This is a genomic window from Kribbella sp. NBC_00482, from assembly GCF_036013725.1.
Classification (GTDB): domain Bacteria; phylum Actinomycetota; class Actinomycetes; order Propionibacteriales; family Kribbellaceae; genus Kribbella.
In genome coordinates this window covers 4,917,725-4,936,638 of record NZ_CP107881.1, presented here as the reverse complement: position 1 = coordinate 4,936,638, position 18,914 = coordinate 4,917,725, and the positions used below count along the sequence as shown (strand labels likewise).

General features: G+C 67.7%; 17 protein-coding genes. 8 read left to right on the top strand and 9 right to left on the bottom strand.

The features are described from left to right. Nucleotides 1–25: 25 nt before the first annotated feature. Nucleotides 26–1,102: an acyltransferase family protein gene (locus OHB24_RS24195; RefSeq protein WP_327633111.1), complete on the top strand. Its 1,077-nt coding sequence runs from the start codon at nt 26–28 to the stop codon at nt 1,100–1,102. On the opposite strand, the gene OHB24_RS24190 is transcribed toward OHB24_RS24195, so the two are convergent. Next, a complete protein-coding gene (locus OHB24_RS24190; protein WP_327633110.1) occupies nt 1,084–1,851 on the bottom strand; it encodes an alpha/beta fold hydrolase in 768 nt (255 codons plus the stop codon). The genes OHB24_RS24195 and OHB24_RS24190 overlap by 19 nt on opposite strands. A gap of 171 nt (nt 1,852–2,022) precedes the next feature. Here OHB24_RS24190 and OHB24_RS24185 point away from each other — a divergent pair, with 171 nt between their 5' ends. From OHB24_RS24185 to OHB24_RS24170, 4 genes are all read left to right on the top strand, one after another. Beyond that, complete coding sequence (locus tag OHB24_RS24185) at nt 2,023–2,994, top strand: LysR family transcriptional regulator (RefSeq protein ID WP_327633109.1); 972 nt, start codon at nt 2,023–2,025, stop codon at nt 2,992–2,994. 44 nt (nt 2,995–3,038) lie between these two features. Beyond that, nucleotides 3,039–4,190, top strand: coding sequence for an NAD-dependent formate dehydrogenase (locus tag OHB24_RS24180; protein WP_327633108.1), 1,152 nt, complete (start codon nt 3,039–3,041; stop codon nt 4,188–4,190). Between the two features lie 105 nt (nt 4,191–4,295). After that, nucleotides 4,296–4,475, top strand: a complete 180-nt coding sequence (locus OHB24_RS24175; protein WP_327633107.1) for a hypothetical protein — start codon at nt 4,296–4,298, stop codon at nt 4,473–4,475. A gap of 101 nt (nt 4,476–4,576) precedes the next feature. After that, nucleotides 4,577–5,332: a GntR family transcriptional regulator gene (locus OHB24_RS24170; protein ID WP_327633106.1), complete on the top strand. Its 756-nt coding sequence runs from the start codon at nt 4,577–4,579 to the stop codon at nt 5,330–5,332. 254 nt (nt 5,333–5,586) lie between these two features. Here OHB24_RS24170 and OHB24_RS24165 read toward each other — a convergent pair whose 3' ends face one another. The 5 genes from OHB24_RS24165 to OHB24_RS24145 form a co-directional block, all read right to left on the bottom strand. Next, on the bottom strand, nt 5,587–6,105 hold the full coding sequence (locus OHB24_RS24165; protein ID WP_327633105.1) for a hypothetical protein: 519 nt from the start codon (nt 6,103–6,105) through the stop codon (nt 5,587–5,589). Nucleotides 6,106–6,108: 3 nt separating this feature from the next. Then, nucleotides 6,109–7,608, bottom strand: a complete 1,500-nt coding sequence (locus OHB24_RS24160; RefSeq protein ID WP_327633104.1) for an Nramp family divalent metal transporter — start codon at nt 7,606–7,608, stop codon at nt 6,109–6,111. 74 nt (nt 7,609–7,682) lie between these two features. Continuing rightward, nucleotides 7,683–9,830, bottom strand: coding sequence for an acetate--CoA ligase family protein (locus OHB24_RS24155; RefSeq protein WP_327633103.1), 2,148 nt, complete (start codon nt 9,828–9,830; stop codon nt 7,683–7,685). A 15-nt stretch (nt 9,831–9,845) separates the two neighbouring features. Next, on the bottom strand, nt 9,846–11,072 hold the full coding sequence (gene frc, locus OHB24_RS24150) for a formyl-CoA transferase (RefSeq protein WP_327633102.1): 1,227 nt from the start codon (nt 11,070–11,072) through the stop codon (nt 9,846–9,848). A 10-nt stretch (nt 11,073–11,082) separates the two neighbouring features. Further along, on the bottom strand, nt 11,083–12,792 hold the full coding sequence (locus OHB24_RS24145; RefSeq protein ID WP_327633101.1) for a thiamine pyrophosphate-binding protein: 1,710 nt from the start codon (nt 12,790–12,792) through the stop codon (nt 11,083–11,085). Nucleotides 12,793–12,915: 123 nt separating this feature from the next. On the opposite strand from OHB24_RS24145, the gene OHB24_RS24140 reads away from it, so the two are divergent. Further along, on the top strand, nt 12,916–13,173 hold the full coding sequence (locus OHB24_RS24140; protein WP_327633100.1) for a hypothetical protein: 258 nt from the start codon (nt 12,916–12,918) through the stop codon (nt 13,171–13,173). Here the strand turns inward: OHB24_RS24140 and OHB24_RS24135 are convergent. Both OHB24_RS24135 and OHB24_RS24130 read right to left on the bottom strand, forming a co-directional pair. Next, the gene (locus tag OHB24_RS24135) at nt 13,125–13,697 is read right to left on the bottom strand and encodes a hypothetical protein (RefSeq protein ID WP_327633099.1); all 573 of its coding nucleotides are present in this window, start codon (nt 13,695–13,697) and stop codon (nt 13,125–13,127) included. The genes OHB24_RS24140 and OHB24_RS24135 overlap by 49 nt on opposite strands. Then, on the bottom strand, nt 13,694–15,037 hold the full coding sequence (locus OHB24_RS24130; RefSeq protein ID WP_327633098.1) for an MFS transporter: 1,344 nt from the start codon (nt 15,035–15,037) through the stop codon (nt 13,694–13,696). Before OHB24_RS24130 ends, OHB24_RS24135 begins: the two co-directional genes overlap by 4 nt. Nucleotides 15,038–15,340: 303 nt before the next feature. Between OHB24_RS24130 and sucC the strand changes: the two genes are divergently transcribed. Both sucC and sucD read left to right on the top strand, forming a co-directional pair. After that, complete coding sequence (gene sucC, locus OHB24_RS24125; protein WP_327633097.1) at nt 15,341–16,486, top strand: ADP-forming succinate--CoA ligase subunit beta; 1,146 nt, start codon at nt 15,341–15,343, stop codon at nt 16,484–16,486. A gap of 15 nt (nt 16,487–16,501) precedes the next feature. After that, on the top strand, nt 16,502–17,395 hold the full coding sequence (gene sucD, locus OHB24_RS24120) for a succinate--CoA ligase subunit alpha (protein WP_327633096.1): 894 nt from the start codon (nt 16,502–16,504) through the stop codon (nt 17,393–17,395). A 367-nt stretch (nt 17,396–17,762) separates the two neighbouring features. On the opposite strand, the gene OHB24_RS24115 is transcribed toward sucD, so the two are convergent. Further along, on the bottom strand, nt 17,763–18,743 hold the full coding sequence (locus tag OHB24_RS24115) for a LacI family DNA-binding transcriptional regulator (protein WP_327633095.1): 981 nt from the start codon (nt 18,741–18,743) through the stop codon (nt 17,763–17,765). Nucleotides 18,744–18,914: the final 171 nt, after the last annotated feature.

The window sequence follows — 18,914 nt, the reverse complement described above, 5'->3', positions numbered from 1 at the left end:
AGTGGTGGCGATCCCGGAGGAGAGGATGGCTGTGGAACCGACGAGGGGCAGGCTCCACGAGGTTGATTTGTTGCGGATTGTCGCGGCGGTCTCGGTGATGGCGTACCACTATCTGTTCTCCGCGTACGCCGGTGGACTCAGCGACCTGCGCTTCCCGCACGTGGACGTGGTCGCGCGGTACGGGTACCTCGGCGTCGATCTGTTCTTCACCATCAGCGGGTTCGTGGTCCTGCTCAGCGCGTGGGATCGCAGCCCGCGGTCGTTCGTCATCTCACGGGCGGTCCGGCTCTATCCGGCGTACTGGATCGCCGTCACGCTCACCACGATCGTCTCCGTCGGCCTCAGCCAGGGGCGGTTCCCGGTCTCGCTTCCGCAGTACCTGGCGAACCTGACGATGTTCAACTCGCTGCCGAACATCGAGAACGTCGATGTCGTCTATTGGACGCTGTGGGCCGAGCTGCGGTTCTACGCGATGATCCTGGTCCTCACCTGGATCGGCATCACCGCGCGCCGGGTCACGATCTTCTGCTGGGCCTGGCTGGCCGCGACCTTCGTCTTCCAGGCCGGACTGTTGCCGCACTCAACTGACCTGATCCTGAACACGCAGTTCTCGCACTACTTCATCGCCGGGATGGCGCTCTGCCTGATCCACCGGTACGGCGCGACACCGCAGACGCTGGCCATCGTCGCGATCTCGCTCGGCAACGCGATCTACCGGGGCGTCGGGTTCGCCGACCGGGTCGGGATCAGGTACCACGCCGAGCTGCACCGGCCGGTCGTCGTCGTGATCATCGTCGCGATCTTCGCGATCATGCTCGCGGTCGCGCTCCGGCTCACCCACCGCTTCGGCCGGCCGTGGTTCGCGGTCCTCGGAGCGCTCACCTACCCGCTGTACCTGGTGCACGCGCACATCGGCTTCGTCATCTTCGAACGCCTCGGCGACCAGGTGAACCACGTCCTCCTGGCCGCCGCGACGATGCTCCTGATGACCGGCGTCGCGGCCGCCCTGCACTACGGCGTAGAGCGGCCGCTAGCGCCACGTCTCAAGCACCTCCTCGACCGGGGACTCCCCGGTCGAGCGGTTCACGCACTGAGGAAGTAGTCCGACAGCACGCGCGTCAGTGTCTCCGGCGGCAGCGTGTGGAACGTCCCGTCATGTCCTTCCACCGTGCCCTGCGGCAGCGCAGCCACCGCCTCCTGCACGGACCGCTGCAGCCACTCCGGACTGGCGTTGCTGTACAGCCCCAGCGTCGGTACGTCGATCGACGCCAGCAGCTCCACCGGTACGGCGCTGTCCCGCAGCTGCAGCGCGTCGTACACAAGCGTGTGCGCCATCGCCTCCAGACCAGCCCACATCGGTGTCTGCTTGATCTGCTCGACCACCTCTCGCGGCTGACCGACCGCCTCGACCATGAACAGCTCAGCCGCACCACCTGCGTTCCCGGCAGCGACGTACTCCTGCAGGCGCTCCAGGTATCGCTCCGGCGCCGGCGGGGCGCCCTCCACGCGGAACGGCGGCTCCACGACCGCCTGCTTCTCGAACGGCAGCCCTGCCTGCAGGAGCACCATCACCCCGGACGAGAACGCACAGGCGAACTGCGCGTCCGTAGCCGACTGGATCGCGTGCAGGTCCTCCCACTCCCGTTCCACGGCGTACGGCGTCGTGTCACCGGAGTCACCGCGACCACGCCGGTCGTAGTTCACCACCGTGAATGCCGACGACAGCGCTTCGGCGTACTCCGCGAAGTACGCGCGGCCCGTGAACGCCCCGGCGATCAGCACCAGACCGGGTCCGGTGCCGGTCATGTCGTACGCGAGCTCGGTGCCGTCCTTCGAAACCACCTTGTTCATCACACAGCTCCTTCTGGCAGAAGTACCTCTGCCTGACCGTCGAACGGCCCTGCCCCAACGAGACATGGTGTGACCCAGTTCACATCGAGATCGAGATCTACCGGGCGGTCGAATACCTCACTACAGTTGGATTATGTATACAGGCGACTGCACACCAGACCGGGGTCGTTGATGCTGCTCCGGCAGCTGGAGTACCTCGTCGCCCTCGCCCGCGAGAAGCACTTCGCCCGGGCGGCGGATGCCTGTTACGTCTCCCAGCCGTCCCTGTCCGCCGCGATCCGCAAGCTCGAGCAGGAGCTCGACGTACCGATCGTGCGCCGCGGCCGCCGCTTCGAGGGCCTGACCCCCGAGGGCGAGCGGGTGCTGCTCTGGGCCCAGCGGATCCTCGCCGAGCAGGACGCGCTCCGGCACGAGCTGTCGATGATGCGCGGCGGGCTGAACGGCACGCTCCGGCTCGGCGCGATCCCGACCGCGATGCCGGTCGTCTCACTCCTGACGACACCGTTCTGCGAGCGCCATACGAACACACGCGTCACGCTCGAGTCGCTGTCGTCGCGGGACATCACGCAGAAGCTGGCGGAGTTCGAGCTGGACGTCGCGATGACGTATCTCGACGACGACACGCTCGGTCAGGTGCGCAAGACGCCGCTGTACGAGGAGCGGTACCTGCTGCTCACCCCGAAGCACAGCGAGCTCGCCGATCTGCCGGTGGCGACGTGGGCGCAGGTCGCCGAACTGCCGCTCTGCCTACTCTCCCCCGAGATGCGCAACCGCCGGATCATGAACGCGTACTTCACCGACGACGGCGTGATCGCGACACCGTCGATCGAGAGCGACACGGTCTCCGGTCTCTACAGTCACCTGCACGGCAACCATTGGTCGACCGTGATCTCGCACGCGTGGCTGCACATGTTCGGCGTACCGGACGGGATGCGCGTCGTACCGCTCAAGCGCCCGGCGCACGGACCGCGGGTCGGCCTGGTGATCGCCGCACGGAGCCCCGAACCCGTGCTCGCCCGCGCACTACTCGACGTCGCCCGGCAAGCCGGCGTACACGAGGCCCTGGACAGCCTGCTCGACGTGCACTTGATGGGTTCGGGCTATCTCGACATAGCGAGCAAGTCTTTGACCGTCGGCCCTTGACCCGGCGATGGTGGAAATCCCTTCAGAACAAGGAGATTCCCACCATGGCGAAGATTGTGTGCGTGCTGTACGACGACCCTGCCGCCGGCTACCCGACGTCGTACGCCCGCGACAGCATCCCCTCGATCGAGCGCTACCCCGACGGCCAGACGGCGCCGTCGCCGAAGTCGATCGACTTCACACCAGGCACCCTGCTCGGAAGCGTGTCCGGTGAACTCGGACTGCGCGACTTCCTGGAGAGCCAAGGACACAAGCTCGTCATCCTCTCCGACAAGGAGGCCGCGCTCGACCGGGAACTGCCGGACGCCGATGTGGTGATCTCGCAACCGTTCTGGCCGGCGTACCTGACGGCCGAGCGGATCGCGAAGGCACCGAAGCTGAAGCTCGCGATCACCGCCGGGATCGGGTCCGACCACGTCGACCTGGACGCCGCGATCGGCGCCGGCATGACGGTTGCCGAGGTCACCTACTCGAACAGCATCAGCGTCGCCGAGCACGTGGTGATGATGATCCTCGGGCTGGTGCGGAACTACCTCCCGTCGTACCAGGTGGTGGTCGACGGCGGGTGGAACATCGCGGATTGCGTCGCGCGTTCGTACGACCTCGAAGGGATGCAGGTCGGCACGGTCGCAGCCGGCCGGATCGGGACCGCCGTACTGCGGCGGCTGGCACCGTTCGACGTGAAGCTGCACTACACCGACCGGCACCGGCTGCCGGAGTCGGTGGAGCGCGAACTCAACCTCACTTTCCACCCGAGTGCAGCCGACATGGTCCCGCACTGCGACGTCGTCACCATCAACGCGCCGCTACACCCGGAAACCGAGGGGCTGTTCGGCGACGAACTGCTCGCGACCATGAAGCGCGGCACCTACCTGATCAACACCGCCCGCGCGAAGATCGCCGACCGGGACGCGATCGCGCGGGCCCTGGAGAGCGGACAGCTGGCCGGGTACGCCGGTGACGTCTGGTACCCGCAGCCGGCGCCGGCCGACCACCCGTGGCGGACCATGCCCCACCACGGCATGACGCCGCACATGTCCGGCTCGTCACTGTCCGCGCAGACCCGGTACGCCGCGGGCACGCGGGAGATCCTGGAGTCGTGGCTGAGCGGTACGCCGATCCGTGACGAGTACCTGATCGTCGACGGTGGGCGACTGGCCGGTGCCGGCGCGCATGCATACTCCACCGCGGTGTAAGCGGGATCACGGCGTACGTAACCGGGATCACGTGAGACGTGGGCATAACCGGTCAGTACACCTGGTTGAATGTATACAGAAGCCAGAATTCAAGGAAGGGTAGAAATGATCTTCACACGTAGGTTCGGTGCTCTGGCGGCGCGGCCGCAGTTCCCGGATGCCCCGGAACTGCAGGAGCTGAACAACCCGGTCGACCTCGACGCCGAGTTCGCCGAGCTGACCGCCCAGGAGGCCCGTGGCGCCCACGATGACGGCCGCCGGAACGCGGACGAGTCCGCGGCCTGACCTCGGCGTACCGGGCAACCGGTGCCGGAGGTATATGTCAAGGCATGGCACTTGGTAGACTGTCTACCAAGTGCCATCGCTGTAGGACCGGAAGGGACCTCATGACGACGATCAGTGCGGGGCCAGGGGCGGGTGCCGAACCGGCCGGTGTGCGGCACGTCAAGCGGCCGACGCCGTTGCGGGAGTCGGTGTACGAGGCCCTCACCGAGATGATCATCGACGGCACGCTCGAGCGCGGGCGGCACCTGGTCGAGGTCGAACTCGCCGGGATCCTGGGCGTCTCGCGGCAGCCGGTGCGCGAGGCCCTGCAGCGCTTGAACAACGAAGGCTGGGTCGATCTGCGGCCCGGGTTCGGCGCGATGGTGCACGTGCCGGCGGAGGACGAGGTCGACCAGTTGCTGGCGGCCCGTGCGGCGCTGGAATCGGAGTCCGCGCGGCTCGCGGCCCGGCACGCGTCGAAGGACGACGTCGCCAAGTTGCGCGAGCTGTGCAAGGTCGGCACGACGTACCAGGAAGCCGGCGACATCGACGGCACGGTGCGGACCAACGCCGAGCTCCACAGCCTGATCACCCAGATGTCCGGCAACCGTTTCCTCGTCGACTTCGCCGCCCAGGTCGACCGCCGCGTCCGCTGGTACTACACCCCCGTGGCCCCCGTCCGCGGCGCAGCCTCCTGGCGCGAACACAACCGCCTGGTCAAGGCCATCAGCGAAGGCGACGAAGACAAAGCCGCCCAAATCATGCGAGAACACACCGAACACACCCGCAAGGCCTACCACGACCTCCAGGCAACCACGCCCCCCGTCGAGTCCCCCGACACGGACCCGACCCCCCGCCGCCGACGCCGCACGAACTAAACCCTCCCTCGCCCCATGCGGCGACCACGTGTGGCCGCCGGGGCGTACATCGGGCTGTGTTTCCGGAACATAATCGCCACGGAGCGACAAAAATATTCCGGAAAGCCCCGCCGACCGCAGTCGCCGTCACCACTGGGCGCGCGCCCGGCGGAGGCGGCGACAAACGGCCGCCGCGGAGCGGTGTGCTTTCGGTCGCTAACCCACCACTGCAGACCAGTCGCCCGCAGCCTGGTGGTTGCGGGCGACCGGTGGGGTTAGCGGTTGCGGCCGGTGGCGGCTTTTCGGGCTGCCAGGGCGGTGGCCAGGTGCGTGTACTGCTCCACGACGCGACGCGCGTAGACGTTGCGGTCGAGGATGTGCGGCCACCAGAAGCGGCCTATCTGTTCTTGCATCCAGAGGAAGCCGATCGCGAATCCCATGCTCACCAGGGCACGGAAGGCGAGGAACTTCCAGGGTTCCGGTGGCAGGCCCGGTGAACCGGTGATCACCCAGGCGGTGACCACCGAGTGCACCAGGAGCGCCAGCGGGAACGCGATCACCCAGTAGACCGCCGCCGGCGCGAACACGCCCGCGGGGACCTTGCCGAGCGCAACCAGTGCGGCGTACCCGGACCCGAACAGGATCAGTGGTACGCCGAGACCGAGCCCGGTGACGACTGCCCAACCGGCGGGCTGGCCGACGAACGCGGCCAGTCCACCGGCAATGAGTCCCGCCGCCGCGCCCACCGACGCGGCCGGAACGCAGTACTCCGCCAACTGCTTCAAGTCAGTCATGGCTCAGCCCACAGCCACGCCGAAGCGGAACAGGCAGTAGAACAGCATCCCGAGGTAGAACACCGCTCCGAACCCGATGATCACGTTCCGCACCGGGCCGGGACGGATCTTCTTCGGCAGCAGCATGTTGTTGGTCAGCAGCAGCACGATGCAGTACGCGCCCATCGCGAAGGTGGACAGGAACGCGAGCGTGTCCAGGATCCCGGCCGGGCCGTCGGCGGGGCCGAACAGCAGGATCAGGATGCCGAACAGGATCACGCCCCACAGGAACCCGGCGTACAGCCGCGACATCGAGAACCGTTTGGCGCCCGGCACGAAGTAGTACGTCATGTCCGCCTGGCCGCGGGAGAACGAGTCGAACAGACCGAGGGTCGCGTTCAGCCCGATCAGTGCGATGAAGGCGAAGAACAACGTCCCGAGGACCGGCGAGCCGGCCGACGCGAACGCGTCCGACATCGCCTTCAGCGCCGCTTCCCGGTCACCGCCTTCGATCAGCGAGGCGACGTTCGGGTTCTCGCGCGCCGCCGACATCGCCAGCACGGTGAACGAGACTGTTACCAGCATCGTGATACCCCAGAAGAGCAGCAGCGCGTCGAACGTGACCCACTTGCGCCAGCCCTTCCACTTCGCCATCTCGGCCGGGTCCTCGGTGTCGAACATGAACCCGCGCGACGGCATCGACTCCGCTTCGCTCTCGGCCCGCAGCCCGCGGATCTTCGGGATGTGGGCGCCCATGCCGGCGCCGCTGTCCCGCAGCTGCAGCGTGTACCACATCTGCTGCATCCCGGACGGCCCGGCGAACGCGATCGAACCGACCACGACCGGGAACCACGCCGACGTCATCGCGTCGTCCGGGAAGTACCCGAACGCGAACATCCCGGACAGGGTGCGGCCGAGATCGTCGAAGTTGCCGACGATCGCCGCGATCACCGACGTACCGACGACCAGCAGCCCGATCAGCAGACCGAGCAGCTTCTCGAGGAAGTTGTAGATCACCGACAGCAAACTGAACAGCACACCGACGAACACCAGAGCCACGCACGCGGTGACCTGCCAGGGTATGCCGGTGATCTCCTCGAACGCGGCCGCGCCGGCGGACAGATGCCCCGGCCACATGTAGATCAGGATCGCCGCCGCGTAGAAGAACCACATCAGCGGTTTGAAGATCCGGGCCGCGCCGAAGAAGATGCTCTCCCCGGTGGCCATCGCGTACCGCGCCATCTCCAGCAGCACGAACGCCTGCAGCGTGACACCGACCATGAACCACCAGCGGATGTCCGGCCCGAACACCAGGACGAGCCGGGGCCACATGTACGACTCCCCCATCCCCACGCCCAGTGCGACCAGGAAGACGGTCGGACCGAGGATGTGGATGGAGGGCGGTGCGTCCGGAAGCTTCCGGATCGGCATCGGTTCGAGCCTGCCCGCTTTCCAGACCTTCTCGGTCACGGCTGCCGCGGCCGGCTCTTCGGGAACTTCTGAGGTCTTGCTCGTGACGTCCAAGGCGGACTCCTTAGTTCGACGCCAACTAGCGGATCAACTTCCCCCGCGTGCTCCTGCCTCCAATCAACTGAAGATCAACTGTTGCCGAGCGGCCCGGCGTTGCGGGCCCAGCGGTACTTGGCACCGAGGACCTGGACCGGGGTCTCGGTGGTGTACGGGTACGCGACCACACCGTGGTCGAACAGGTACTGACTGGCTTGTTCGACCTCGACGTCACCGGACAGCGAGGCGACCACGGGCTTGTCGATGCCCTTGGCCCGGAACTCCTCGACCACCTCGGCGACCAGCTTCGCGAACACCATCGGCGGTGTCACGATCGTGTGCCAGTACCCCAGGATCAACGCGTGGATCCGCTCGTCGGCCAGCCCCAGCGCGATCGTGTTCCGGTACGTCGACGGCGGCTCACCGCCGGTGATGTCCACCGGGTTGCCGGCCGCGCCGAACGGCGGGATGAACTTCCGGAACGCCGTATCCAGATCTGACGGGATGTCCATCAGCGTCAGGCCGGCGTCCACGCAGGCGTCCGACAGCAGTACGCCGGAACCGCCCGCGCCGGTGATGATGACGACGTTCTCGCCCTTCGGCGTCGGCAGCAGCGGGATCCCGCGGGCGTACTGGAGCATCTCGTTCAGCCCCGGCGCCCGGACCACCCCGCTCTGCCGCAGGATGTCGTCGTACACCTTGTCGTTGCCGGCCAGGGCGCCGGTGTGCGAGCTGGCCGCCCGCGCGCCCATCGACGTACGGCCGGCCTTCAGTACGACGACCGGCTTCTTCTTCGACACCCGGGCCGCCGTCTCGGCGAACGCCCGGCCGTCCTTCAAATCCTCAAGGTGCATGGCGATCAGGTTGGTGTTGTCGTCGCTCTCGAAGAACGTCAGGAGGTCATCCTCGTCGATGTCGGCCTTGTTGCCTACCCCAACGATCGCGGAAACGCCCATCCGGCTGGACCGGCTGAAGCCGAGGATCGCCATCCCGATGCCTCCGCTCTGTGACGACAGGGCGACCGACCCGCGGACGTCGTACGGCGTGCAGAACGTCGCGCACAGGCTCTCCGGCAGGTAGTAGTAGCCGTAGATGTTCGGTCCCAGAATGCGGACGTTGTGTTTGCGGGCGATCGCGACGACCTCGTCCTGCAGCGCCTGCTCACCGGTCTCGGCGAACCCGGACGGGATCAGGATCGCGCCCGCGACCCCCTTCTGCCCGCACTGCTCGAGCGCCCCGCCGACGAACTTGGCCGGTACGGCGAACACCGCGACGTCGACGTCACCCGGCACGTCGAGAATCGAGGGGAACGCCTTCAGCCCGAGCACCTCCCCGCCGCGAGGGTTGATCGGGTAGATGTCCCCGGCGTACCCGCCGTTGACCAGGTTCTTCATCACCGAGTTGCCGATCTTGCCGTCCTCGTTGGACGCCCCGATCACGGCCACCGCGCGCGGCTTCATGATCCGGGTCATCGCGGTCAGGATCTCCTCCTGGCTGTACCGCTCGACCGGCTTGCCGGCCTCGGCGTCCACGATGATCCGGAAGTCCACCGCGGTGGAGCCGTCCGGCCCGGCGAGCACCGGGTTCAGGTCGACCTCGGCGAACTCCGGGAAGTCCGTGACCAGGTCGGACACCCGCTTGATCAGATTGCCGACAATCTCCTTGTCGACCGGTCGCGCGCCACGAACGCCTTCGAGCATCTCGTGTGCATCGATCCCGTCGACCATCGCCCGCGCCTCGTCGTCACTCAGCGGCGCCAGCCGGAACGTGACGTCCTTGAGCACCTCGACGAGTACGCCGCCCAGCCCGAACGCGACCACCTTGCCGAACGTCGGGTCGGTGACCGCACCGACGATGACCTCCTGCACGTCACCGCCGGTGACCAGCATCTTCTGCACCAGCACGCCGACAATGTCTGCATCCGGTTTGTAGGCAGTCGCGTTGTCGACAATCTGCTTGTAGGCAGCCAGCACGGCATCCTCGGAGTCGACGCCGACCACCACCCCGCCGGCATCCGTCTTGTGCAGGATGTCCGGCGAGACGATCTTCAGCACGACCGGGAAACCGATCTCGGCCGCGAGGCCGGCGGCCCCCTCGGCAGTCGTGGCCAGCCCCTCGCCCGGCGTCGGGATGCCGTACGCGTCGGCGACCAACTTGGCCTCCGGCGCGCTCAGCGAGGTGCGGCCGTCCGCCAGAGCCTGGTCGAGGATGGTCCGGACTGCTGCCTTGTCATAAGTCATGCGTTCCACTCCTGTTCAGATCACGCCGGCGGCTTTGAGTTCGGAGAGCTCGGCTGTGTCGATGCCGAGCGAGCCGTAGATGACGGAGTTGTGTTCACCGAGGCCCGGTGAGGTCTGCACGTCGACCGGGGAGTCGGACAGCTTGATCGGGCAGCCGACGGTCTTGAACGAGCCGCGCTGCGGGTGCTCGACCTCGACCACCGCGCCGAGGTCGGCGAGCGTCTCGTCCGCGATCAGCTCGGCCGTGGACATGATCGGCCCGCACGGCACGTTCAGCGCGTTGAGCTTGTCCATCACCTCGAACTTCGTGTGCTGCTCGGTCCACTGCTCGATCAGCGCGAACATCTTGTCGAGCTTGTCCAGCCGCGCGGCCGGCGTCGCCCAGTCCGGGTCCTCGGCCAGCTCCGGCTTGCCGATCAGGTCGGCGATCGGCGCCCAGCCCGGCGGCTGCACGATCACGTAGATGTAGTCGTTCGGTCCGCCGGGTGCGCAGCGCAACGCCCAGCCGGGCTGGCCGCCGCCGGACGCGTTCCCGGACCGCGGCACCTCGCCGTTGAAGTTGTCGTTCGGGTACTCGCGCAGCGGACCGTGCGCCAGCCGCTGCTGGTCGCGGAGCTTGACCCGGGTCAGGTTCAGGACCGCTTCCTGCATGGCCACGGTGACCCGCTGGCCCTTGCCGGTGTGCGTCCGCTGGAGCAGCGCGGCGAGGATGCCGGCGACCAGGTGGATGCCGGTGCCCGAGTCACCGATCTGCGCGCCGGTCGCGGTGGGCGGTCCGTCCTCGAACCCCGTCGTACTCATCGCGCCGCCCATCGCCTGGGCGACCACCTCGTACGCCTTGAAGTTCTCGTACCGGCCGGGGCCGAAGCCCTTGATCGACGCGAACACGAGGCCGGGGTTGAGCTCCTGGAGCCGTTCCCAGGTGAAGCCCATCCGGTCGATCGCGCCCGGGGCGAAGTTCTCGACCAGGACATCGGAGTTCTTCACCAGGTCGATGAAGATCTCTTTGCCGCGGTCGGACTTCATGTTCAGCGTGATGCTGCGCTTGTTGCAGTTCAGCATCGTGAAGTACAGGCTGTCGACGTCCGGCAGGTCGCGCAGCTGCTGGCGGGTGATGTCGCCGGTCGGTGCCTCGAGCTTGATCACATCGGCGCCGAGCCAGGCGAGGAGCTGGGTGCAGGACGGTCCGGACTGCACGTGGGTCATGTCGAGAACACGGACACCCTCGAGGGCCTTGGTCATGACGGTCCTCCTACTTGTACATGGTCTGGTTCATGGTTCCGGGGGCGTAGGCGTCCGGGTCGACCCAGACGTTGATCAGCGACGGCAGCCCCGACTCGCGGGCCCGGAGCAGCGCCGGCCCGATGTCCTTCGGGTCGCGAACCTCTTCGCCGTACCCGCCGAGCATCCGGGCGAACTCGTCGTACTTCACGTCGCCGAGGGTGTTGCCGATCCGGCCGCGGTCCTTGCCGTACTTCGCTTCCTGGCCGTAGCGGATCTGGTTCATCGACGAGTTGTTGCCGACGACACCGACGAACGGCAGCTTGTAGCGGACCAGCGTCTCGAAGTCCCAGCCGGTCAGCGAGAACGCGCCGTCGCCGAAGAGCGCGACCACTTCCTTGTCCGGCCGCGCGTACTTCGCCGCGAGCACGAACGGGATGCCGACGCCGAGGGTGCCGAGCGGACCTGGGTCCATCCAGTGGCCCGGCGACTTCGGCTGTACGACGCCACCGGAGAACGTCACGATGTCGCCGCCGTCGCCGATGTAGATCGAGTCCTCGGTGAGGAACTCGTTGATCTCGTGGGCGAGCCGCAGCGGGTGGATCGGGTTCGCGTCGGACAGCTGCCGCGGCAGCCGCTTCTGGTACGCCGCGTCCTCCTCGGCGCGCAGCTCCGCGAACCAGGCCTTGCGATCCGTCTTCTGCAACCGGCCCGACGACGCCTGCGTGACGGCCGCCAGGATCGCGCCCGGGTCGCCGACCAGGCCGAGGTCGATGTCGCGGTTCTTGCCGACGGTGCGGTAGTCGAGGTCGATCTGTACGACGGTGGCGCTCTTCGGGAGCCGGCGCCCGTACCCCATCCGGAAATCGAACGGCGTGCCGACGATGAGGATCAGGTCGGCGTTGTTGAAGCCGTACCGCCGGGACAGGTGGAAGTGGTGCGGGTCGCCGGGCGGCAGCGTGCCGCGGGCCGATCCGTTCATGAACGCCGGGATGTCGAGCGTCCGGACGAGGTCGATCGCCGCATCGCTGCCGCGGGACGTCCACACCTGGCTGCCGAGCAGTACGACGGGCTTCTCGGCCCGCACCAGCAGGTCGGCCAGCGCCTCGACACTCGCCGGGTCGCCGATGCTCTTCGTCGAGGCCCGGTAGTGACCGGCCTCGGGGACGGTCGCGGACTCGACCGGGACCGAGTTGTCCAGGATGTCCCGCGGGATCTCCAGGAACGACGGGCCGGGTGCGCCGTTGTAGCACTCGCGGAACGCCATCGACACCATGTCCGCGGCCCGCGCGGTGTGCGGCACGGTCGCGGCGAACTTGGTGATCGGCGTCATCATGTCGACGTGCGGCAGGTCCTGCAGGGACCCCATCTTGTGCTGGTTCAGGGCGCCCTGGCCGCCGATCAGCAGCATCGGGCTCTCGGCACGGAACGCGTTCGCGACGCCGGTGACCGCGTCCGTCGTACCGGGGCCGGCGGTGACGACCGCGCAGCCGGGCTTGCCGGTGACTCGTGCATATCCGTCGGCGGCGTGCGCCGCGACCTGCTCGTGCCGGACGTCGACGACCGCGATGCCCTCGTCCACGCAGCCGTCGTAGATGTCGATGATGTGACCGCCACAGAGCGTGAAGATCACGTCGATCCCCTCGGCCTTCAAGGCCTTCGCGACGAGGTGACCGCCGGAGATCATCTCCGGTTCTTCGACAACCGCGGCGGGTTGGGTCTCCGACACTGTCTGCGCCATCTGCAGTCAACTCCTCGGAAGGGCCTGAGTAAGGCTTGATGTAGATTGCATACCGTATGGTGTAGTCGTTAGTCTTATCCCAGGGCGTAGCGGTTGTCCAGAGTTCGCACCCAGGAGGCTGTGATGACGATTTCCGACGAACTCGACCGGACCCGCACCGCTCTCCTCGCGCTGGAGAAATCCCTTATGGCGTTGAGGAATCGCGTCGGCCCGCATCTCGACGTACTGCGGCTGCTCGACGATCTGGAGCGCTGTACGGCGGACCTCCGGCGCCTCGAGCAGCAGGTCCGCGCTCCCCGTCGGCACGAACTGGTGACGATCCCGGACGACGACTACGACCACGATTTCTGGGCGGACGCCGAACACGAAGGTTTGGGCTGAGTCGCGAGGCACAGCTTCAGCAGGCTTCGCAGACGTACGTCGCGGTTGCCGTTCGCAGTACGAGCGGTGACCGCGACTGCTTCTGCTGCGTGTTCCGTGGCGACGAACGTGCGGTAGAACGGTTCACTCCAGCCCAGCCGGCCAAGCGCGGGCAACCACCAGCGCGCCGCTCCCCCGGGATCGCCCTCGGAGCCGAGCAGGTGCAGCGCAGTCTGATGGGCTGCCGCCATCCTCCGCCGCTCGTCACCGGTCAGCTCGCCGCTCGCGAGCGCCGTGGAAACGCACAGCGCGACCAGCCGGGCCGACGCCTCGAAGCCCACGCTGCTCGTGTTGATGAAGCGTGGCGCGAGCGGCAGCAGGTGCCGCCGGCCGGCTGAGCTGCTGTGGTCGTGGGCCGCGCGCGCAACCGAACTCAGAACAGGGTGCACGCACGCGGGGCGGTCGGTCCACGGTTCCCGCGCGAGACGGGACACCAGTTCCATCACGCACGGATCGGGTCGGGGGACCTTCCCGTAGCCGCTCACTCGCCGCTCACCGGCGTACCGAGTTGGGGCCGCACGGGCAACGCCGGCCGACCGGGTTGTTTGAGGAGGCGCACACTCAGCGCGGTCAGTACGCCGAGGAGCCCGGCGCCCAGGAACAGCGGCCGGTAACCGACCACGGCGATCGCGGACGCGGCGACACCGATGCCGACGAGACCGCCGACCGCCTTCGCGGAGTACAGGATCGCCTGGTTCTGCAGCAGGCTGTTCTCGCCGAAGAACTCGAGCACGAGGTTCGCCATGATCGCGTAGAACGCACCGCCGCCCAGGCCCGCGAACATCGCGCACACCACGAACGCCCAGCCGACGTCAACGGCCACCAGGCCGACGTGGGCGAAACCTTCGATCATCAGTACGGCGGCCAGCACCCGGCGGCGACCGAATCGATCGGACAGGTGACCTGCCAGCGATCTTCCAAGACCGTTGACCGCGGCAAGCATTCCGGCAGCCGTCGCTGCCACCGTCAAGCTGAGGTCGGCGCTCACGCCGTAGCTCACTACGAAGCCGATTCCGAGCAGCGACAGTGCGGTGCTAATTGCCAACAGCAACCACATCAGCGGCAGCGCGCCGGTTCGCATCGCCTCACCGGGACGGTACTGCCGGACCGCGGGCGCGTTGTGCGGGATGCTGCGGTTCAGCTTCCGGTCGATCGCCCACGCCTGCGCGTCGATGTCCGCGGGCCACCAGTGCCGCGGCGGATCCTTCAGCAGGCCGCCGGCAACCAGGACGACCAGCACCGCCACCAGAGCGGTCAGGTCGAACACGATCGATTGATCCGTCCTGGTCAGCAAGAAGATGCTCGGTACGGCGCCGACCGCGAATCCGCCCGTGACGAAGCCGATGGTCGCGGTACGGCGCTCCGGGAACCAGCGCGCCGACGTGGTGATGCAGGCGGCGTACACGAGGCCCGCCCCGGTGCCGCCGAGGAGCGAGTAGCCGACGAGGACTGCCGCGTAGCTGTTGACGTGGGCGAGCGTGACGAGGCCGATGGCCGCGAGTACGCCGCCTCCCACGACCAGCTGTGTTGGCGTTGCCCGCCGTACGCGATGGGCCCAGGCGGCGGGGATCGCGACGAGGGCTTGGCAGGCGACGAAGACTGCAAGCAGCCACAAGGTTTGGGCCGCACCCCAGCCGCGGTCCGAGCTCAGGCCGAGGGCTGCGGTGCCGAACGAGTACTGCAACGGACTGATCGCGACCATGCAGGCCCAGGCCGCCCAGAGCTGCCAGCGGCGCGAGTGACCGGTCAACTCCCAGGCGTCCTCGCCGATCCGGTACCGCCGGCCGTAGACGTCACGTACGTCCCGGGGCGTCACGTGATTCATAGCGCCTCCTGACTACTGCATACCGTATGAAGTCTGTGGTACTCCTCCACGACGGAGCTTGTCCAGACCTGGGGCGTCACTCTTGTGACGAGATTGCATACCGCATACAGTCGTCACTACACATCTAGAGGGTGTCTTGGAGCTCTGCGCCGTAGCGAGCAGGTGCTCGGCGGAGTGCAGCGCAAGGCGGAGGGCGAGGCTCGGAGTGGGTTTCTCCGTGCCTCGTCCTCCAACGCGGCGATGTGCCCGCCGAGCGCCGCGCAGTAGGCGCAGAGCTCCAAGACACCCTCGTAAGGAGGCGACGTGGACCTCATGGAGTACCAAGCCAAGGAGCTGTTTGCTCGGCACGGCGTTCCGGTGACGCTGGGGCGGGTGATCGAGGACGCGGCCGACGCCGCGGAGGCGGCGCGTGAGCTCGGCGGGCGCGTGGTGGTGAAGGCGCAGGTGAAGACCGGTGGGCGCGGCAAGGCCGGCGGCGTGAAGCTGGCCGCTACCCCGGACGAGGCGCAGGCGAAGGCGGCCGAGATCCTCGGGATGGACATCAAGGGTCACACCGTGCAGCGGGTGTTGCTGGCGCCGGCCGCGGACATCGCCGAGGAGTACTACTTCTCGTTCCTGGTCGATCGGGCGAACCGCGAGTACCTGTGTATCGCCAGCACCGAAGGCGGTGTGGAGATCGAGGAGGTCGCGCACACCAACCCGGACGCGATCGCGAAAGTGCCGATCGACCCGGCGACCGGCGTCGACGAGGCGAAGGCCGCGGAGATCGTGGCGGCCGCCGGGTTCCCGGCCGAGGCATCCACGGTGGTGCAGCGGTTGTGGGACGTGTTCATCGCGGAGGACGCGTCGCTGGTCGAGGTGAATCCGCTGGTGAAGCTCGGCGACGGGTCGCTGGAGGCGCTCGACGGCAAGATCACGCTCGACGACAACGCGGCGTACCGGCACCCGGATCACGGCGGCTTCGACGACAAGGCGGCTGCCGACCCGCTCGAGGCCGAGGCGCACGCCAAGGGCCTGAACTACGTGAAGCTGGACGGCTCGGTCGGCATCATCGGCAACGGCGCGGGCCTGGTGATGTCGACACTCGACGTGGTCGCGTACGCGGGTTCACCGTACGGCGTGAAACCGGCCAACTTCCTCGACATCGGCGGCGGCGCCTCGGCCGAGGTGATGGCGAACGGGCTCGGGATCATCCTGTCCGACCCGCAGGTACGCAGCGTCTTCGTGAACGTGTTCGGCGGGATCACCGCGTGCGACGCGGTCTCGAACGGCATCGTGCAGGCGCTAGCACTGCTAGGCGACCAAGCGGACAAGCCACTCGTCGTCCGGCTCGACGGCAACAACGTCGAGGAAGGCCGCAAGATCCTTGCCAAGGCCAACCATCCGCTGGTGACCGTGGTCGACACCATGGACGGCGCGGCCGCCCGCGCCGCCGAGCTCGCCGCCTAGAAGGGACTGTTCGAGATGGCTGTATTCCTGACCGAGAAGAGCCGGGTCGTCGTGCAGGGCATGACCGGGTCCGAGGGGCAGAAGCACACCAGCCGGATGCTTGCCGCCGGCACCAATGTGGTCGGCGGCGTGACGCCCGGCAAGGGTGGGCAGTCGGTGGACTTCGCGCGGCGCTCGATCCCGGTGTACGGGTCGTGCGCGGACGCGGTGAAGGCGGCGGACGCGGACGTGTCGGTGGTGTTCGTGCCGCCACGGTTCACGCGTGGGGCCATCGTCGAGGCCGTCGACGCGGGGATCCCGCTGGTGGTGGTGATCACCGAGGGCGTTCCGGTCCACGACACCGCGGCCTTCTTCGCGCACGCACAGGCGAACGAGACGCGCGTCATCGGGCCGAACTGCCCGGGGATCATCAGCCCGGGGCGCGCCAACGCGGGGATCATCCCGGCCGATATCGCGGGACCCGGCCGGATCGGTCTGGTGTCGAAGTCGGGCACGCTGACCTACCAGATGATGTACGAGCTGCGGGACTTCGGGTTCTCGACTGCGATCGGGATCGGCGGCGACCCGATCATCGGGACCACGCACATCGACGCGCTGCGGGCGTTCCAGGACGACCCGGACACCGACGCGATCGTGATGATCGGTGAGATCGGCGGTGACGCCGAGGAGCGAGCGGCCGCGTTCATCAAGGAGAACGTGACCAAGCCGGTCGTCGGGTACGTCGCCGGGTTCACCGCGCCGGAGGGCAAGACGATGGGCCACGCCGGCGCGATCGTCTCCGGCTCGTCCGGCACCGCGGCCGCAAAACAAGAAGCCCTCGAAGCAGCCGGCGTACGCGTGGGCAAAACCCCCACCGAAACCGCGGACCTACTACGCACCGCCCTCTCCCCCACCCACCAGCCAGCCTGACCCGACATTTCCTACCTCCGCCCACCAGCCCCTGTCTCCAGTCCCCACGACACCACCGCACGCACCGCGTGGACGAGGCCCCGCGCACGAGGGGATATCCGGCGGTGTTGTGCCTTCTCTGTTGGTATGCGAGGGGAGAACCCACAACACCAGGGGATATCCGGCTCTCCTGCCGGATGTGTGGGTGGTGTGTTGCAGGCTGGCGGGCGGGCGTGTGATCTGCAGCTCGACAGGTAGTGCACCGGTGAGACGCTGTACGCGCGGACGCGTTCACGCTCAGGTGCACTACCCAGCCATCTGACACGTCCTGTCGAGCTGCCGATCGCCCACACCTCAGTAGGAAGACAGCTGGGGCAAGTGATTGGGATCAGCGGGAGCTCGGTGGGGCGGTGCTGCTTCGGATGATCAGTTCGGTGGGGACGGCTTGCGGGGCGTGGTGTTTGGTGGCGTGGATCTCGGCGAGGAGGGTGTCCACGCTGCGGCGGCCGATGTCGGCGAAGGTCTGACGGACTGTGGTGAGAGGCGGCCAGAACTGGGCCGCCTCTTCCATGTCGTCGAAGCCGACCACGCTCACGTCGTCCGGCACCGTCCGGCCGTGCTCGTGCAGGGCGCGGAGCAGGCCGAGAGCCATCTGGTCGTTGGCGGCGAAGATCGCGGTCACGGCGTCCTCCGCGGCGAGCCGGCAACCCGCGTCGTACCCGGCCGCCGAGGACCAGTCGCCGATGAGCAGCGGCGGTACGTCGCAACCGTGATCGCGGAGCGTGTGCTCCCACGACCGGCGGCGCTGGTCGGCGGCGAACGACGACGGCGGCCCACCGAGGTGCCACACCGTCTTGTGCCCCAGTCCGAGCAGATGCTGAGTCGCCAGCCGGGCACCCTGCATCTGATCGGTGTCGACCACCGGGTGGTCGTAGTGGACTCCCGCATGTACGACTACGACCGGCAGGCCGACGGGCAGTTGCACCTCGTCGAGCACCTGCGCCTCGATCATCATGATGACGCCGTCCACGGCCTGCTCCCCCAGCCTGGTGAACGCGTCCGCCACGGCCTGGCGGCTGACGGCGAGCACCGGCATCAGGTTCACCGAGTACCCGCGTGCGGTGGCGGCTGTGGCGATCGCGTCGAGCGTCCGCGTCGTACCGAAGGTGGAGAGCTCGAAGACGATCACGCCGATGCTGCGGAACTCGCCGCTGCGCAAGGCGCGTGCGGCGCCGTTGGGGCGGTAGCCGAGTTGGCGCATCGCGTCCTTGACCCGGGCCCGGGTGACCTCGTCCACGTTCTGCCGGCCGTTCGCGACGCGGGACACGGTCTGTCCGGACACCCCCGCCAGTCGCGCCACATCAGCCATCGACGGACCTCGCCGCCGCCTCCCCAAGGTTCCTTCCACCCGGCACCTCCCGTGGTGCAGGAGTTTAGACATGTTTGCGTCAACACGCCGCTCGTACGGCGAGCCGAACGAGCTGGAACCTCACTTGTACGACTTGGGGTACAGGTGGGTCCGACGTCGCTGTGGCCGGAC

Coding starts and splice junctions, on each gene's coding strand:
- OHB24_RS24195 (WP_327633111.1), top strand. CDS start 26: ATGGCTGTGGAACCGACGAGGGGCAGGCTCCACGAGGTTGATTTGTTG.
- OHB24_RS24190 (WP_327633110.1), bottom strand. CDS start 1,851: ATGAACAAGGTGGTTTCGAAGGACGGCACCGAGCTCGCGTACGACATG.
- OHB24_RS24185 (WP_327633109.1), top strand. CDS start 2,023: ATGCTGCTCCGGCAGCTGGAGTACCTCGTCGCCCTCGCCCGCGAGAAG.
- OHB24_RS24180 (WP_327633108.1), top strand. CDS start 3,039: ATGGCGAAGATTGTGTGCGTGCTGTACGACGACCCTGCCGCCGGCTAC.
- OHB24_RS24175 (WP_327633107.1), top strand. CDS start 4,296: ATGATCTTCACACGTAGGTTCGGTGCTCTGGCGGCGCGGCCGCAGTTC.
- OHB24_RS24170 (WP_327633106.1), top strand. CDS start 4,577: ATGACGACGATCAGTGCGGGGCCAGGGGCGGGTGCCGAACCGGCCGGT.
- OHB24_RS24165 (WP_327633105.1), bottom strand. CDS start 6,105: ATGACTGACTTGAAGCAGTTGGCGGAGTACTGCGTTCCGGCCGCGTCG.
- OHB24_RS24155 (WP_327633103.1), bottom strand. CDS start 9,830: ATGACTTATGACAAGGCAGCAGTCCGGACCATCCTCGACCAGGCTCTG.
- frc (WP_327633102.1), bottom strand. CDS start 11,072: ATGACCAAGGCCCTCGAGGGTGTCCGTGTTCTCGACATGACCCACGTG.
- OHB24_RS24145 (WP_327633101.1), bottom strand. CDS start 12,792: ATGGCGCAGACAGTGTCGGAGACCCAACCCGCCGCGGTTGTCGAAGAA.
- OHB24_RS24140 (WP_327633100.1), top strand. CDS start 12,916: ATGACGATTTCCGACGAACTCGACCGGACCCGCACCGCTCTCCTCGCG.
- OHB24_RS24130 (WP_327633098.1), bottom strand. CDS start 15,037: ATGAATCACGTGACGCCCCGGGACGTACGTGACGTCTACGGCCGGCGG.
- sucD (WP_327633096.1), top strand. CDS start 16,502: ATGGCTGTATTCCTGACCGAGAAGAGCCGGGTCGTCGTGCAGGGCATG.
- OHB24_RS24115 (WP_327633095.1), bottom strand. CDS start 18,743: ATGGCTGATGTGGCGCGACTGGCGGGGGTGTCCGGACAGACCGTGTCC.